The organism is Pseudomonas siliginis, assembly GCF_019145195.1.
GTDB classification, from domain to species: domain Bacteria; phylum Pseudomonadota; class Gammaproteobacteria; order Pseudomonadales; family Pseudomonadaceae; genus Aquipseudomonas; species Aquipseudomonas siliginis.
In genome coordinates this window covers 224,567-239,548 of the sequence record NZ_JAHSTW010000009.1, presented here as the reverse complement: position 1 = coordinate 239,548, position 14,982 = coordinate 224,567, and the positions used below count along the sequence as shown (strand labels likewise).

General features: G+C 59.0%; 14 protein-coding genes. 12 read left to right on the top strand and 2 right to left on the bottom strand.

Annotation, left to right across the window (positions count from 1 at the left end; translation table 11 throughout):
• The first annotated feature begins 124 nt into the window (after window positions 1-124).
• From KVG87_RS19110 to KVG87_RS19060, 11 genes are all read left to right on the top strand, one after another.
• Window positions 125-502, top strand: coding sequence for a c-type cytochrome (locus tag KVG87_RS19110; protein ID WP_076563620.1), 378 nt, complete (start codon window positions 125-127; stop codon window positions 500-502).
• 82 nt (window positions 503-584) lie between these two features.
• Window positions 585-1,763, top strand: a complete 1,179-nt coding sequence (locus KVG87_RS19105; RefSeq protein ID WP_217852073.1) for a 4-hydroxybenzoate 3-monooxygenase — start codon at window positions 585-587, stop codon at window positions 1,761-1,763.
• Between the two features lie 45 nt (window positions 1,764-1,808).
• Window positions 1,809-2,522: a glutamine amidotransferase-related protein gene (locus KVG87_RS19100; RefSeq protein ID WP_071173006.1), complete on the top strand. Its 714-nt coding sequence runs from the start codon at window positions 1,809-1,811 to the stop codon at window positions 2,520-2,522.
• 87 nt (window positions 2,523-2,609) lie between these two features.
• The gene (locus KVG87_RS19095; protein ID WP_076567678.1) at window positions 2,610-3,212 is read left to right on the top strand and encodes a LysE family translocator; all 603 of its coding nucleotides are present in this window, start codon (window positions 2,610-2,612) and stop codon (window positions 3,210-3,212) included.
• A gap of 31 nt (window positions 3,213-3,243) precedes the next feature.
• Window positions 3,244-4,056 (top strand): glutamate racemase, encoded by an 813-nt coding sequence (murI, locus tag KVG87_RS19090; RefSeq protein ID WP_076563617.1) that lies wholly within the window; start codon window positions 3,244-3,246, stop codon window positions 4,054-4,056.
• Window positions 4,057-4,147: 91 nt separating this feature from the next.
• Entirely contained in the window at window positions 4,148-4,759 is a 612-nt protein-coding gene (locus KVG87_RS19085; RefSeq protein WP_110646935.1) for a glutathione S-transferase family protein, read from the top strand.
• Between the two features lie 156 nt (window positions 4,760-4,915).
• Window positions 4,916-6,439 carry an anthranilate synthase component I family protein gene (locus KVG87_RS19080; RefSeq protein ID WP_217852071.1) on the top strand — a complete coding sequence of 508 codons (1,524 nt, stop codon included), beginning with the start codon at window positions 4,916-4,918 and terminating at the stop codon, window positions 6,437-6,439.
• Window positions 6,420-7,025 (top strand): anthranilate synthase component II, encoded by a 606-nt coding sequence (locus KVG87_RS19075; RefSeq protein WP_217852069.1) that lies wholly within the window; start codon window positions 6,420-6,422, stop codon window positions 7,023-7,025. The genes KVG87_RS19080 and KVG87_RS19075 overlap by 20 nt, the downstream gene beginning before the upstream one ends.
• A gap of 85 nt (window positions 7,026-7,110) precedes the next feature.
• Window positions 7,111-7,602 carry a sigma-70 family RNA polymerase sigma factor gene (locus KVG87_RS19070; RefSeq protein ID WP_217852067.1) on the top strand — a complete coding sequence of 164 codons (492 nt, stop codon included), beginning with the start codon at window positions 7,111-7,113 and terminating at the stop codon, window positions 7,600-7,602.
• Window positions 7,603-7,642: 40 nt separating this feature from the next.
• A complete protein-coding gene (locus KVG87_RS19065; protein WP_217852065.1) occupies window positions 7,643-8,620 on the top strand; it encodes a FecR family protein in 978 nt (325 codons plus the stop codon).
• A gap of 98 nt (window positions 8,621-8,718) precedes the next feature.
• The gene (locus KVG87_RS19060; RefSeq protein WP_217852063.1) at window positions 8,719-11,145 is read left to right on the top strand and encodes a TonB-dependent siderophore receptor; all 2,427 of its coding nucleotides are present in this window, start codon (window positions 8,719-8,721) and stop codon (window positions 11,143-11,145) included.
• A gap of 85 nt (window positions 11,146-11,230) precedes the next feature.
• Here KVG87_RS19060 and KVG87_RS19055 read toward each other — a convergent pair whose 3' ends face one another.
• On the bottom strand, window positions 11,231-12,382 hold the full coding sequence (locus KVG87_RS19055; protein WP_041477246.1) for an MFS transporter: 1,152 nt from the start codon (window positions 12,380-12,382) through the stop codon (window positions 11,231-11,233).
• Between the two features lie 244 nt (window positions 12,383-12,626).
• On the opposite strand from KVG87_RS19055, the gene KVG87_RS19050 reads away from it, so the two are divergent.
• Complete coding sequence (locus tag KVG87_RS19050; protein ID WP_217852061.1) at window positions 12,627-13,607, top strand: diaminopimelate epimerase; 981 nt, start codon at window positions 12,627-12,629, stop codon at window positions 13,605-13,607.
• A 128-nt stretch (window positions 13,608-13,735) separates the two neighbouring features.
• Here KVG87_RS19050 and codA read toward each other — a convergent pair whose 3' ends face one another.
• Window positions 13,736-14,971 carry a cytosine deaminase gene (gene codA / locus KVG87_RS19045; protein WP_071172997.1) on the bottom strand — a complete coding sequence of 412 codons (1,236 nt, stop codon included), beginning with the start codon at window positions 14,969-14,971 and terminating at the stop codon, window positions 13,736-13,738.
• Between the last annotated feature and the right edge of the window lie 11 nt (window positions 14,972-14,982).

Genomic DNA, 14,982 nt, shown 5'->3' with positions numbered 1-14,982 from the left:
CCAACAAGTTATCGTGGGCCGCCTGCATGTCGGATGAAGTCTTTCGTCTGGTTTTTGACAAGCCTTGATTACGCTGGAACAAGGTCGTTCATATCCATCGGTACAAATAGGCAGCATCAAAAATATGAGTAAGAAAGTCACTGTGTTGCTGAGTTTGGTATTGGCTGCGCAAACATCCGTCTCCATCGCGGATAACGCTAACGGGAAAAAACTGTATCTGCAGCGATGCGCAGTTTGCCACGGAGCAGACATCAGAGGGACAGGTCCCTTGGCGAACAAAAGCAATCCGGCGACTCCTGATCTTACTCTGCCAGGTTTCAGAAAAAGACTTGATGAATATCCGGGGGTTATCGTTTCGTCGGTGATACTTCGGCCCAGCGGGAATTTGATCCCGAAAACATTGCGAGAAAACGGCGTAAAGATACCGCCACATGCGTGGAGTATTAACGACCTTCGTGATTTGCATCAGTACATGAGCAGTGTGATTTTCAGGAAGAACTGATTTCGACATGGATGGCGAAGGCAGCGTCCCGGCCATTTGAATTGTGTTTGCTTTAAGCCTTATTACTCAGAGGGACAACCCTATGCGGACAAAGGTTGCAATCGTTGGAGCAGGGCCGGCTGGATTAATGTTGGGGCAACTGCTTTCTCAGATGAATATCAGCAATATCATTGTTGAAAGCCGATCCAGGGAATACGTCGAGGGACGCAGTCGTGCGGGTCAGATTACACCCGCGACTGTCCGCATCCTGACACAAAGTGGTGTGGGTGAAAGAGTTCATGCTGAAGGGATGAAACATTCCACCCTGCAGTTCCATTACGACGGATCTACCCGTGAACTGGATTTCGAGGCACTCACCGGGCAAACCGTAATGATTTACGGGCAACAGGAAATCATCAAGGATCTCGTCGCAGCAAGGTTGCGGACAGAGTATCCGCTGCTGTTTGGCGCTGCCGATGTCCAAGTGCATGGCACTGATGGTAACTCGCCTTCGGTGACGTTCCGACATGACGGCAGGCAGCAGAGTGTTGAATGTGATTTTGTTGTCGGCTGCGACGGCTTTCATGGCATTTGCCGGCCGCAAATCGCTGACGCACTAACTTGTTATTCCCATGCTTACCCGTTTGCATGGCTGGCGGTACTCGCCGAAATGACGCCAATTGCCAAGGATGTCATCTTTTCCAGCCACGAAACCGGGCTGGCATTGTTCACCATGCGCTCGGCGAAGGTTTCAAGAATTTATCTGCAATGTTCTCCGGACGAAGATCCCAATGAATGGTCTGCCGCGCGCATCTGGGATCTCTTGCAATCGCGGATTGAAGGGCGGCCGGAGAAAGTTGACGGCGGGGCCATTATTGAAAGAAGTATTGTGCAACTGAGAAGTTTCGTTGCCGAAAAAATGCAAAAGGGCAGGTTGTTCCTCGCGGGCGATGCCGCGCACATCGTGCCGCCTACTGCTGCCAAGGGGCTTAACCTGGCTGTCTCCGATGCCAATATTCTGGCTCGTGGCTTCGAGCATTTTTATGCCAGCGACAAGGACGATCTGTTGCTGTCGTATTCCGGCATTGCGTTGAAACAGGTGTGGCGGGATGTGCAATTTTCCCATTCGATGGCGATGTTGCTGCATCGTTATGACGACAATGCTCAATTCCACAGACGACTTCAAATAGCTGAACTTGACCGCATTCTCGGCACTGGCCCGGCGGCGCAGAATTTCGCCGAACTGTGGGTGGGCAGTCCTCCCTTCACCGCGTCGATTTAAATCAGGCCTGGATCAAGTTGATCAGTGAACACATGGAGTTGTGCAATGGGTCAAACACGCAAGGTCTTGATTATTTTGCATCAGGGACACTCGACGCCCGGCCGCGTAGGCGTCCTCCTGAATCAAATGGGATTTGAGCTGGATGTCCGCCGACCACGATTCGGTGATCCGCTTCCGCAGTGCATGGCAGAGCACGCGGGCGTGGCCGTTTACGGCGGCCCGATGAGCGCTAATGATAACGACGCTTATATTCGCGACGAGATCGACTGGTTGGCCAAGCCGTTGAAGGAAGGCAAGCCTTTGCTGGGTCTTTGTCTGGGCGGGCAAATGCTGACTCGGCACTTGGGATCGCGCGTCTACCGACTGGATAGTGGGATAACCGAGGCCGGTTATTACCCGATAACACCGCTGGCTGCTGCTCACGAGATAACGGCTGACGCCTGCGCTCCTTTTCCAGACCATGTCTATCAATGGCACAGCGAAGGCTTCGATCTGCCGCCAGGCGCTACGCAGCTAGCCGAAGGTTCGACCTTTCCGGTTCAGGCCTATCGATATGCAACTAACGCCTACGCTCTGCAGTTTCACCCGGAAGTGACTTACGAGACGATCGACCGTTGGGCAATGCTCGGTGGCGAACGACTCAAAGCGCCGGGTACCCGGCCTGCAGCCGAACATACTGCCGGTTGGCATCAATATGATTGCGCGGTGGCGACCTGGATCAAAGCGTTTCTTCCCAAATGGATCGGATCGCCTGCTTGAGAACTGAAAGTCCGAGTATCAAAACCTGACTGAATAACTTCAATAAATATTGTCTTGAATTCGCGACTTATGCGGGGATTGCGCGGTATGGATTTTCAACTTTGGATACTGTTTTGCGTAGTATTTCTATCGGCCGCGATACTTCCCGGGCCGAATGTTGCCTTTTCCATGGCACAAGCCCTGGATCATGGTTTCAAGGAATCGTTTCCAGCTGCCATTGGTTTCGGCCTGGCCAGTGGCGGGCACGCCGTTATTGTTTTGTCCGGTCTGGGGATATTGGTAAGAGATAACCCCGGTATTTTGTTCTGGCTGAAATGGGTGGGCGTTGTTTACCTGCTCTATCTCGCTGTTAAAGCGCTGCGTTCGCATACCCAGGTTGCAGTTGCCACTTCGCGCAAGCGAACCCCTCTGCAAATGTTTACCGGAGCGATGATCGTTTCGTTTACAAATCCCAAGGGGATATTGACCAACATCATCTTGTTTCCAACGTTCATCGATAACGCCTTGCCGTATATTCCGCAGTGCATTGCATTGGTGTCGACGGCAATATTCATCTCTACCACAGTATATGCACTGTATATGCTCATGGCGGGGCATGCGGCGAAGATTCTTCGCACAAAACGCCAAATGAGTGTGGTAACAGGGGTTTTATATATCGGCGTCGCTGCGGCCATTGCGACAACTATCTGAAAACTTACGGGTATTCAAGGAGGGATTCGGATTGATTGGCGTATTTGATTTCGGCAGCGGTGGTTTAACGGTAATGCGCGCGTTTGAGTCGGTCCTGCCCGATGAGCAGTTCGTCTATTTGGGTGATCATGGAAACGCACCTTATGGCAATGATGCAGTCGACGATATCCATGATCTTACCCAGGCCGCCATTACTCGCCTTTTCAAGTATGGCTGCTCATTAGTTGTCATCGCCTGTAACACGGCGGTTGCCACCAGTCTGCAAAGATTGCAGCAGACGTGGCTTGCTGAGGTTCATCCCGGTCGCAGGGTGATCGGCGTTGTTGCACCTGTCGCCGACAGGATCGCGAACTCTGCTTGTGATTATCCAGTGCAAAGCGTCGCGGTCTTCGCGACTCAGCACACGGTTCAGTCAAATATCTTTGCGTCGCAAATCAATAATCGGCGTGCCGATATAAAGGTGTACCAACAAGCCTGTCAGGGCCTGGCGTTGCTCATTGAACAAGGTGTGCCTGAGGACATGCTGCGCACTGAGATTCGTAAACATGTCAATGCGCTCCTGAGTGCTGCTCCACAGGTGCCAGATGTTTGCATACTGGGCTGTACGCATTATCCGATTATTGAACACCTCTGGCGCCTCGAGCTGCCGGATTCCATGCGGCTGATTTCCCAGTCCGACGCCGCCGCTGAGAGTCTGGTGGAGTATCTGAAAAGTAATCCTCATCTCTCAAGTGCAAGAGCAGGCGACAACAGGTTCTTGACGACTGGCGATAGTGCAACGGTTTCACAACGAGCCTCGTTGTTCTACGGGGCGAGGGTGGCGTTTGCACCAATTGATGCATAGCCGATTACAACAAGTTTCGCCCTTTGTTCACCAGTGTCACACGGAGTGGAGGGGGCGATGAAACGGATAGTCAATATTTCAGGAGAAAGCGATGAAACTGGTTGGCATGATGGGATCACCCTATGTTCGGCGCGTGGCCGTTTCTATGCGGCTGATGGGGCTGGAACATGAACATCGGCAGATCTCGGTGTTTCGCGATACGGATGAATTTCGAACCATCAATTCGGTGGTCAAGGCGCCGACGCTGATTTGCGAAAACGGCGAAATGATCATGGACTCATCGATGATCCTTGATTATCTGGAGGCGCAGGTCGCACCGAACCGCAGTTTGATGCCGAAGGATTCGGCGGAGCATCAAAAGGTGCTGTCGCTCATCGGGCTCGGCCTCGCGGTATGCGAAAAAGCGGTCCAGCTAGAGTATGAATACAACAAACCGGTCGCGTTTCACTACGAGCCTTGGCAAACGCGCGTCACCGAGCAATTGCATGCCGCGTTGGCGCTTCTGGAAAAGGCTGCAGCCAGCGCCAATCCTTGGCTTGCAACGGCGCAATTGTCTCAGGCCGATGTAACCGTGGCCGCCGCCTGGCGCTTCACCCAGTTCAGGGTCTCCCACTTGGTCGAGGTCCAGAACTACACAGCGCTTGCCGCTTACGCTGACCGGGTGGAGCAACTGCCCGAGTTTGTTGCTACGCCGCTGAAATAAGCGCTGTGCCTGCCCCGGTATCGGGGCAGGCCGCAACCGTCCGATTCGCAGCACCACACCCTACAAGATCCCTCTCAATCGCAATGGCAAATCTGATCGCAGGGCTTTGACGCTGTTGGCCGATCTGTTACTGCGTGATCAACCGGAGACACAAGGATGTTGAGCCTAGAAGATTTTTTTGCCTACGGCGAGGCGGGGTATACCCATGTGCCGCTTTGGCAAACCTTGTCATTGCCGCCAGAGGTGGAAGCCGTTGCGCTATACCAGGCTCTAGCCAACTGCGGGCAAGACTATCTGTTCGAAACCGGCCACTGGCACGAGGGTATGTTCGCGCCGGCGTACTCGGTGATTGGCCTGCCTTGCAGTCAGCGCGTCGAACTCGATGAGGGTGTCTTGCGCCTGTACCGTGACGGACAGATTTCGGTGACGATTGACTGTATTGATCCGTTGGCAGAACTGGGCAAGTTGCAGAAGGGCTTTCGTATACCGCAATGCCCGGGCCTGCCATGTTTCAGCGGTGGGTTCTTTGGCTATTTCGGTTTCGAAACGACTCGGCTCATTGAGTCGCGTCTGCGTCGAGTGCCGCGCAAGCCCTCTGGGTTTCAGCTGCCTGATGTATTGCAATTGATCAGCATGGATCTCGTCGTGCTGGATCACCGCGAGCATCTGGCTTATTGCATCGTGCATGAACCCCCGAAGGCGCTGGGCGATTACCAGTGTGGGCAGGATCGGCTCAACCGACTGATCGCAAATGTGCGCCCGTTGCTCGTACCGCGCGCCTCTGGCGGGCATGTGGTCGAGGTGACAACGCCGGTCGTCGAATCGGCCTTCCCGAAGTCAGCGTTCATTGAGGCCGTAGCAAGGATCAAGGACTACATCGCTGCGGGCGATGTGATGCAGGTGGTTTTATCCCAACGCATGAGCCTGCCTTTCGACGAGGACGCCGTCGCGCTGTACCGATCCCTGTCCGATCTGGGCCACACGCCTTATCGCTACTTGTTGAACCTGGGCGACTGCCAGGTGGTTGGCGCCTCTCCGGAAATGTTGTTTCGTCAGGAGCAACAAACGGTGGCCACCCGGCCAATGGCTGGTACACGCCGGCGGGGCAGTGGGGCAGTCGAAGACCACCGACTCAGGGATGAACTGCTCGCTGATCCGAAGGAAATTGCCGAGCATATGATGCTCGTTGACCTGTCGCGCAATGACCTCGGCCGATTGGCTCGCGTCGGCAGTGTGCAGGTGACGCAGTTGCTGAATGTGGAATATTTCTCCCATGTCATGCACATCGTCTCAACCGTGACCGGGCATATGCCGGACCACGTGACCGGGCTGGACCTGCTCAAAAGCATTTTCCCCGCAGGCACGCTGAGCGGGGCCTCGAAGGTGCGGGCGCTGGAGATCATTGCCGAACTGGAACCGCATTCTCGCGGGGTGTATGGCGGCGCGATCGGTTATCTCGACTGGAGCGGCCGTGCCGACCTGGCGATCGCCATTCGAACCGCACTGCTGCAAGACGCCCGTCTCTACGTTCAGGCCGGCGCCGGCGTGGTGCAGGATTCGGTAGCCGATCGTGAGTGGCAGGAAACGCTGGAGAAAAGCCAGTTGCTGCGGGTCGCCGCCGGCCGCTGTCAATCGATCGCCCAACGCCAGGAGTTGCCATATGCACTTAATGATCGATAACTACGACTCCTTCACCTACAACATCGTGCAGTACCTGGGCATGCTCGGGACTGAGGTTGAAGTGCGTCGTAATGACGAAATGACCTTGGCTGACATCGAAGCGCTGGCGCCAGAGTCTTTGATTGTCTCGCCTGGGCCGTGCTCTCCAACAGAAGCGGGCATTTCCCTTGCGGCCATCCATCATTTCGCAGGCCGTTTGCCGATATTGGGCATCTGTCTGGGGCATCAATGCGTTACCGCTGCTTTCGGCGGCGAGGTGGGCAGGGCGAGGCAGGTGCTGCACGGCAAGGTTTCCCGTATCAGTCACGACAGTCGTGACCTGTTCGACGGCTTGCCTGACGGCTTGCAAGTCGCGCGTTACCACTCTCTGGTGGCGGGTGTCTTGCCCGGCGAATTGGTGGCTACTGCGCACGTGCTGGATGACGACGGCATGCCGGGTGAGATCATGGCGCTTCGGCACCGCGACCTGCCGATCTATGGCGTGCAGTTTCACCCGGAGTCATTGATGACGCCGCAAGGTCTGGCGATGTTGGCAAACTACCTGCAACTGGTTGAGCGAACCCGGCTGACCAGGTACGCGCCCTGAGCGCTCTGTTCGAGGAATCGATTGCCTCGCCTTAATAGGAAGCATTACTATTCACACCCTTTTCTCACCACGCCGCCCATCCCCCATGCGCTCCCGCAGATCCGGCTTTTTCGAGCATTACGAAGAGTTGATCGGCACCTGGACTCGTCGCCTGCGCAATCGCGCGCAGGCCGAGGATCTGGCGCACGACACCTTTGTGCGGGTGCTCGAGGCGGATTCGGCGGCGGTGCAGCAGCCGCGTGCGTATTTGCATCAGACCGCACGCAATATCGCCGTTGACGGTTATCGGCGGGAGGACCGGCGGGGCGTCATGGAATCGGAGGCGGTCGATGACAGTGCGTCGTCGGCGGGCGATCCGGAGCATTACATGCACGCGATCCAGTTGGCCGATTCCATCGAACGCGCGCTCAGCGAATTGCCGCTCAACTGCCGCAAGATCTTTGTCTGGCAGAAGATCGAAGGCCTGACGCAGGCAGAAATCGCCGAACGCCTGGGGCTGTCCAAGAACATGGTCGAAAAGTATATGATCCGCACCCTGCGCCATCTGCGTGAGCGGCTGGATGGCTTGCAGTCATGAGCGTTCGCACCTTTTCATTCTCAGCCGGACAGGACATTCCATGATGGAAGCGGGTGATTGCGCCTGTGGGCAAACGGCGGTGCGGGAAGAGGCGGCGGCCTGGTTCGTGCGTCTGCAGGAGCCGAATGTCAGCGTCGAGCAACAGCAGCGCTTCGAGGCCTGGCTGAACGAGCATCCGCAACACCGCGAAGAATTCCAGTTGCTGCAGGGTTTGTGGACGGCGGCTGATCTGCTGCCGACGTCGCGTCTTCAGGCGCTTGCGCAAACTCCCCGCCGCGAACGTCGGCCGATGCTGCGTTATGCCGTCGCCGCGAGTGTCCTCGCCGTAGCGCTGGGGCTTGGCCTGTTCAGTGGTTTGAATCATCCGGGCGGTTACCGCGCTGAATTCGCCACGGCGCCGGGCGAGCGCAAGCATGTGGCGTTGCCGGACGGTTCGCTGATCGACCTGAACAGTCGCAGCCGCTTGCAGGTGCGTTATGAGAAGGATCGACGGGTGATCGAATTGAGCGCGGGCGAGGCGATGTTCAGTGTTGAACACGACGCCTCGCGTCCGTTTATTGTCGAAGCCGGCAGCGGCAAGGTCACGGTTACCGGCACGCGTTTCGATGTGCGCCGCGATGCCACGCAGACCCGCGTGGCGGTGGAGCAGGGCACGGTGAAGGTGCAGGGAAGTGCTGCCCCGGACAACGAGTTCATCAACCTCACCGCAGGCCTCGGCACTGCGGTCGATGCCCAAGGCCAAGTGCTGCCGGCTTACGCGGTCAACCCGGCGGAACTGACCGCATGGCGCAACGGCAAACTGGTGTTCAACAACGCCAGCCTCAGCGAGGTAGCGGCCGAAGTATCGCGCTATCGCGACAAGCCGCTGACCGTAACCCAGCCGAACGTAGCCAGCCTGCGCCTGACCAGCGTGTTCAAATCCGACGACACCGACGCCTTGCTCAAAGCCTTGCCGAGCATCCTGCCGGTGACGGTGCGCACCCTTGCCGATGGCAGTCAGGAAATAATTTCCAGATAGCATTCAGGTTTTTTCCCCGTTCATCGTCTTCCTGTTCAACTGCAACTGGTTTGCATTAACAGCCGCACACTCTTGCGATCCACAGGACTCCGTACGACGTGAACATCACCACAACCCACAATAAAAAATCCCCTTGGTTGCCACTGGCTCTCGCGCTGGCAGTCAGCGCCGCGATGCCGTTGGCGTTTGCCGCTGAAGCCATTCATATCCGCGCGCAACCGCTGGGCCAAGCCTTGAGCGAACTGGGCCAGCAAACCTCGCTGCAGGTGTTTTTCAGCCCCGAGCTGGTGGCCGGCAAACAAGCTCCGGCGGTGGACGGCGACCTCGCGCCAGAGCAGGCGCTGCGGCAGTTGCTGCAAGGCAGCGGCCTCGATTATCAGATCAATGAAGGCTCGGTGACGCTCGCCCCAGCAGCCACCTCCGCAGCCAGCAACGGCCCGCTGGAACTGGGTGTGACCGACATCAAAGTGGTCGGCGACTGGCTCGGTGACGCGGACGCTGCGGTGGTGCAGAACCACCCCGGCGCACGTACGGTGATTCGCCGCGAAGCGATGGTCGAGCAGGGCGCGATGAACGTCAGCGACGTGCTCAAGCGCGTGCCTGGCGTGCAGGTGCAGGACTCCAACGGCACCGGCGGCAGTGATATTTCCCTTAACGTCGGCGTGCGCGGTCTGACTTCGCGCCTGTCGCCACGCTCGACTGTTTTGATCGATGGCGTACCAGCGGCGTTCGCGCCTTACGGCCAGCCGCAACTGTCGATGGCGCCGATTTCCTCGGGCAACCTCGACAGCATCGACGTCGTGCGTGGCGCCGGTTCCGTGCGCTACGGGCCGCAGAACGTCGGCGGCGTGATCAACTTCGTGACCCGCGCGATCCCGGAGAAAACCACCGGCGAAATCGGCACCACCCTGGAAACCACGCAGTACGGCGGCTGGAAACACGTCGACACCGCATTTCTTGGCGGCACCGCCGACAACGGCATGGGCGTCGCGCTGTTGTATTCCGGCGTCAACGGCCACGGCTATCGCGAGCGCAACAACGGTAACGACATCGACGACGTGCTGCTCAAGACGCACTGGGCGCCGACCGATCAGGACGACTTCAGCCTCAACTTCCACTACTACGACGCCAATGCCGACATGCCCGGCGGCCTGACCCAGCGTCAGTACGACGACAAACCGTACGAATCGGTGCGTGATTACGACCAGTTCACAGGCCGGCGCAAAGACGTGTCGTTCAAGTGGATCCGCCAGATCGACGAGCGCACTCAGGCAGAAATTCTCACCTATTACACCGACAGCTTTCGCGGCAGCACCATCGCCGCGCGCGATCAGCGCACCCTCAGCTCGTACCCGCGTTCCTACTACACCCTCGGCATCGAGCCGCGCGTGTCGCGGGTGTTCGATGTCGGCCCGACCACCCAGGAAGTCAGCGTCGGTTATCGCTATCTGAAAGAGGCGATGCACGAAGAGTCGAGTCGTCTGGCGCTGGTCAACAATCAGCCGGTGGTCACGCCAACCTCCGACGGCCATGTGTTCCAGGATCGCACCGGCGGCACCGAGGCCAATTCGGTGTATGTCGACAACAAGATCGACGTCGGCAACTGGACCATCACCCCGGGCATTCGCTTCGAACACATCAGCACCGATTGGCATGATCGCGCTGTCCTCGACACCGCTGGCCGGCCGGTACCGGAGAAAAACCGCAGCATCGAAAGCAACGAACCGCTGCCAGCGCTGAGCGTGATGCATCACCTGTCCGATGCCTGGAAGCTGTTCGCCAACTACGAAACCTCGTTCGGCAGCCTGCAATATTTTCAGCTCGGCCAAGGCGGTTCGGGTGACAGCACCGCCAACGGTCTGGAGCCGGAAAAGGCCAAGACCTACGAGATCGGCACGCGTTACAACGATGATGTCTGGGGCGGCGAGGTGACGTTGTTCTACATCGACTTCGATGACGAACTGCAATACATCAGCAACGACGTCGGCTGGACCAACCTCGGCGCGACCAAGCACCAGGGCATCGAAGCCTCGGCGCACTACGACATGGCCGCCCTCGATCCGCGCCTCGATGGTTTGACCGCCAACGCCGGTTTCACCTACACCCGCGCCACCTATGAAGGCGAGATCCCCGGCTTCAAGGGCCGCGACCTGCCGTTCTATTCGCGGCAGGTGGCCACGGTCGGTTTGCGTTACGAGATCAACCGCTGGACGTACAACATCGATGGCTTCGCCCAATCGAAACAGCGTTCGCCGGGCACCGGTGTGAATGCGGATGGCAGCTTCAATGGCAACTACATCACTGAAGGCACGGCGGACGGGCAGTACGGCGACATCCCGGGTTACGTGACCTGGAACGTGCGCGGCGGCTACGACTTCGGTCCGCAGGTGTCGAACCTCAAGCTCGGTGCCGGGGTGAAGAACGTCTTCGACAAGCAATACTTCACCCGCTCCAGCGACAACAACTCGGGGATGTATGTCGGCGCACCGCGCACGTTCTTCGTGCAGGCCAGCGTCGGCTTCTGATAGAGCGCGGTGCCTTCTTCGCGAGCAGGCTCGCTCCCACATGGACCACTGAAACCCTGTGGGAGCGAGCCTGCTCGCGAAGCTTTCAGACCTTGAGGACTTTGCCGCCGATCGCCACAGCCACCAGCAATACCGCCATCAGTCCAAAGGCAAAACTCAGGCTGCTGGCATGGGCGACAAAACCGATCACTGCCGGCCCGGCGAGAATCCCTGCATAACCCAGCGTGGTAATCGCCGGCACCGCGATGCTCTCCGGCATCACCGTCTGCTTGCCCACCGCCGTGTACAGCACCGGCACGATGTTCGAGCAACCGGCGCCGACCAGCGCATACCCGACCAGCGCCGCTTGCCAGCTCGGCGCGAAGGTGGCGAGAAACAGTCCCGCCGCCGCCAACAGACCGCCGAACAGAATGATCCGCGTAGCCCCCAGCTTGCGCACGATGCGGTCACCCAGCAGACGACCAACTGTCATGGTCAGGGCAAACGCTGCGTAACCCATTCCCGCATAAGCCGTGTCGATCCCCCGTTCCTGAGCGAGGAACACTGCGCTCCAGTCCAGCGCCGCGCCTTCGGTGAGGAACACGATGAAGCACATGCCGCCGATAAACAGCACGATGCCATGGGGAATGGCGAACGCCGGGCCGGAGCTTTCGCTGCCATAGGGCAGCATGTGCGGCACGCATTTGAGCAAGGCGCCGATCAGCAAAACCACTACCACCAGCATCGCCGCCAGCGGTGTCAGGCCGAGGCCGAGCAGGGCGCTGACACCCGCCGCACCGACGATGCCGCCGAGGCTGAACAGGCCGTGGAACCCCGACATCATGTGCTTGCCGCTGGCGCGTTCAACGATCACTGCTTGCAGGTTCACCGTCGAATCTACCGTGCCGAGACCGGCGCCGAACATGAACAGCGTGGCGATCAGCGCCGGGATCGACGACACCGTCGCCAGCAACGGCAGCGCCGCGCAGATCAGCAAGGTGCCGGCGGTGGCCACACGTCGGCAGCCAAAACGCGTGGCGAGAATCCCCGCTAGCGGCATCGCCAGAATCGAGCCGACACCCAGGCACAGCAGCAATAACCCCAGCGTGCCCTCATCCAGCCCGGCCCGCGCCTTGGCGTACGGCACCAGAGGCGCCCAGGCGGCGATGCCGAGGCCAGCGATGAAAAAAGCGACGCGGGTGGACATCTGTTGCAGACGTCCGGGGACGAAGGTGTCTTGGGGGTTGAGGCTGGTCATATCGATCCTTGGCAAAAAAACAACTGCATCCCGAGTGACATTCTGACGGCGTTGAGGTTCGATCTCAGGCCTTTCGGGGCATAACGGTGAACATCCTACCCTGTGGGAGCGAGCCTGCTCGCGAAAGCGGTGGGTCAAATATGGAATTGTCGACTGACGCACCGCCTTCGCGAGCAGGCTCGCTCCCACACTGGTTTGCGGTTTACAGTCGGATTTTCGCCAGCATGGAATACGGGAACAAGGCATGACGAAGTTCTACGACGCACGCGGCAATATCTACGCTGTGGTCTCACCCCAAGCCTTGCGCGAGGTCGAGATTGCTTTGCCGGCCAGCGCCGCCGAGTGCGCCGGGTCTCGGCAGCACTGGAGCGAAGCCGCCATCGCCCTGTGCTGCCATTGGCCCGACGGCCAACGCCCGGCCAACAGCAAACCCCACCGCAGCGACGGCCTGCTGATCGGCCCGTTTCAGGCATCTGCGCCGTTCGATGTGCTGATCGTCAACACTGACGGCAGTCTCGCCGAGCGCAGCGGTAACGGCCTGACGATTTTTTCTCAGGCATTGACCGAGCAAGGCTTGATGGCGGAGCAGGGCGCCATGCTGCGCGTTCATCATGACAAGGGCGAAGCGCTGGAAACGGCGGTGACACCGGCCGAAGTCGAAGGCGTGCGCGGTTTCTGGCTCGACCTCGGTCAGCCTGGTTTCGGCCCGGAGGCTGTGGGTGCGCAGACGGTTGAAAACGCTCAGTTCAATCATCGCGACGTCAGCCATGTCCAGCCCCTGGCACAACTCGATCCCACTTGGACTCACAGCCAATTCGTCCGCATCGGCAATCCGCACTGTGTAACGCTGCTCAGCGATGCAGGCGCTTTGCCGAGCAACGAACAGATGCGTGAACCCACCCTGAACCAACGGCTTACAGCAATCGCCTATGCTATGCCCACCGGTGCCGGCAATCCCTGCCCGGCTGGCGTCAATCTGCAATGGGCCGCGCTGGCGTCGCCGCAGCAAGTCCTCGCCCGGGTATTCGAGCGTGGCGAAGGACCAACCGCGTCATCCGGCACCAGCGCCAGCGCGGTCGCGTGTGCAGCGTGGCGGGTGGGTTGGGTCGAGGCAGGGGAGGTGCGGGTGGTCATGCCGGGTGGCACCGCACCGGTTTTGCTTGAGGTTTCGCAAGGGGAGTTGCTGCGCGTCAGATTGTTTGGCACGGCGCGGTTGACCGCTTGATTCGGCCGACGCCATCGCTGGCAAGCCAGGCTCCCACAGGTTTTGCATGTGGGCCCAATCATGTGCTCAACACAAAACCTGTGGGAGCCTGGCTTGCCAGCGATGAGGCCATCAGCCCCAGCGCAATCTCAACTGAACTCCACCACCGGCATCTGCCGCTTCATTAGCACCTTGCCGCCGCGAATCGAATACAGCGGCAGGCCCTGGCTGCGGATCACTTCGTAGTCGCTGTCCGCCGAGAGAATCAGCAGGTTCGCCGGGCGACCCTGTTCCAGTCCGTAACGTTCGCCCAGGTGCATGGCTTTGGCGCTGTTGTCGGTGACCAGATCCAGCGCGCTTTGCAGGTTGCGATAACCGAGCATGTGGCAGATGTGCAAACCCGCTTCAAGCACGCGCAGGATGTTGCCGTTGCCCAGTGGATACCACGGATCGACGATCGAATCCTGGCCGAAACACACGTTCATCCCGGCTTCGAGCAACTCATTGACGCGGGTCACGCCCCGGCGTTTCGGGAAGTTGTCGAAGCGTCCTTGCAGATGAATGCTTTCGGTCGGGCAGGAAACAAAGCTGATCCCGGAATGGCCGAGCAGGCGGAACAGTTTGGCGCAGTAGGCATTGTCATAAGAACCCATCGCCGTGGTGTGGCTGGCGGTGACGCGGGCGCCCATGTCGCGGCTGCGCGCTTCTTCGGCGAGCACTTCAAGGAAGCGTGAATGCGGATCGTCGGTCTCGTCGCAATGCACATCGACCAGGCAGCCCGTGCGCTCGGCCAGGTCCATGAGGAACTTCACCGAGCTGACGCCCTGATCGCGGGTGTATTCGAAATGCGGAATGCCGCCGACCACGTCAGCGCCCATGCGGATCGCTTCTTCCATCAGCTCGCGACCGTTGCGGAACGACTCGATGCCTTCCTGCGGGAACGCGACGATTTGCAGGTCAATCAGATGACGGCTTTCCTCGCGCACTTCGAGCATGGCTTTGAGCGCGGTGAGTTGCGGGTCGGTGACGTCAACGTGGGTGCGCACGTGCTGAATGCCGTGGGCAGCCAGCGCCTGAATGGTCTTCTTGGCGCGGGTCTTGGTGTCTTCTTCGGTGATGGTGACCTTGCGCTCGCCCCAGCATTCGATGCCCTCGAACAACGTACCGCTCATGTTCCAGCGCGGCTCGCCAGCGGTGAGGGTGGCGTCGAGGTGGATGTGCGGCTCGACGAAGGGCGGCACCACCAGATTGCCGCCGGCATCGAGGTCATCCGGGCCGAGGGTCGGCGCTTCGGTCTGACGGGCGATGCTGTGGATCAGGCCGTCTTCAAGGTGCAATTCGTGCAGGCCTTCCTGGTTGCGCAGGCGGGCGTTGATGATGTGCATCAGGCAAATCC

Excerpts from the sequence above, each read along its gene's own strand:
- KVG87_RS19110 (WP_076563620.1), top strand. The coding sequence starts at position 125 with ATGAGTAAGAAAGTCACTGTGTTGCTGAGTTTGGTATTGGCTGCGCAA.
- KVG87_RS19105 (WP_217852073.1), top strand. The coding sequence starts at position 585 with ATGCGGACAAAGGTTGCAATCGTTGGAGCAGGGCCGGCTGGATTAATG.
- KVG87_RS19100 (WP_071173006.1), top strand. The coding sequence starts at position 1,809 with ATGGGTCAAACACGCAAGGTCTTGATTATTTTGCATCAGGGACACTCG.
- KVG87_RS19095 (WP_076567678.1), top strand. The coding sequence starts at position 2,610 with ATGGATTTTCAACTTTGGATACTGTTTTGCGTAGTATTTCTATCGGCC.
- KVG87_RS19085 (WP_110646935.1), top strand. The coding sequence starts at position 4,148 with ATGAAACTGGTTGGCATGATGGGATCACCCTATGTTCGGCGCGTGGCC.
- KVG87_RS19080 (WP_217852071.1), top strand. The coding sequence starts at position 4,916 with ATGTTGAGCCTAGAAGATTTTTTTGCCTACGGCGAGGCGGGGTATACC.
- KVG87_RS19075 (WP_217852069.1), top strand. The coding sequence starts at position 6,420 with ATGCACTTAATGATCGATAACTACGACTCCTTCACCTACAACATCGTG.
- KVG87_RS19070 (WP_217852067.1), top strand. The coding sequence starts at position 7,111 with ATGCGCTCCCGCAGATCCGGCTTTTTCGAGCATTACGAAGAGTTGATC.
- KVG87_RS19065 (WP_217852065.1), top strand. The coding sequence starts at position 7,643 with ATGATGGAAGCGGGTGATTGCGCCTGTGGGCAAACGGCGGTGCGGGAA.
- KVG87_RS19055 (WP_041477246.1), bottom strand. The coding sequence starts at position 12,382 with ATGACCAGCCTCAACCCCCAAGACACCTTCGTCCCCGGACGTCTGCAA.
- KVG87_RS19050 (WP_217852061.1), top strand. The coding sequence starts at position 12,627 with ATGACGAAGTTCTACGACGCACGCGGCAATATCTACGCTGTGGTCTCA.
- codA (WP_071172997.1), bottom strand. The coding sequence starts at position 14,971 with ATGCACATCATCAACGCCCGCCTGCGCAACCAGGAAGGCCTGCACGAA.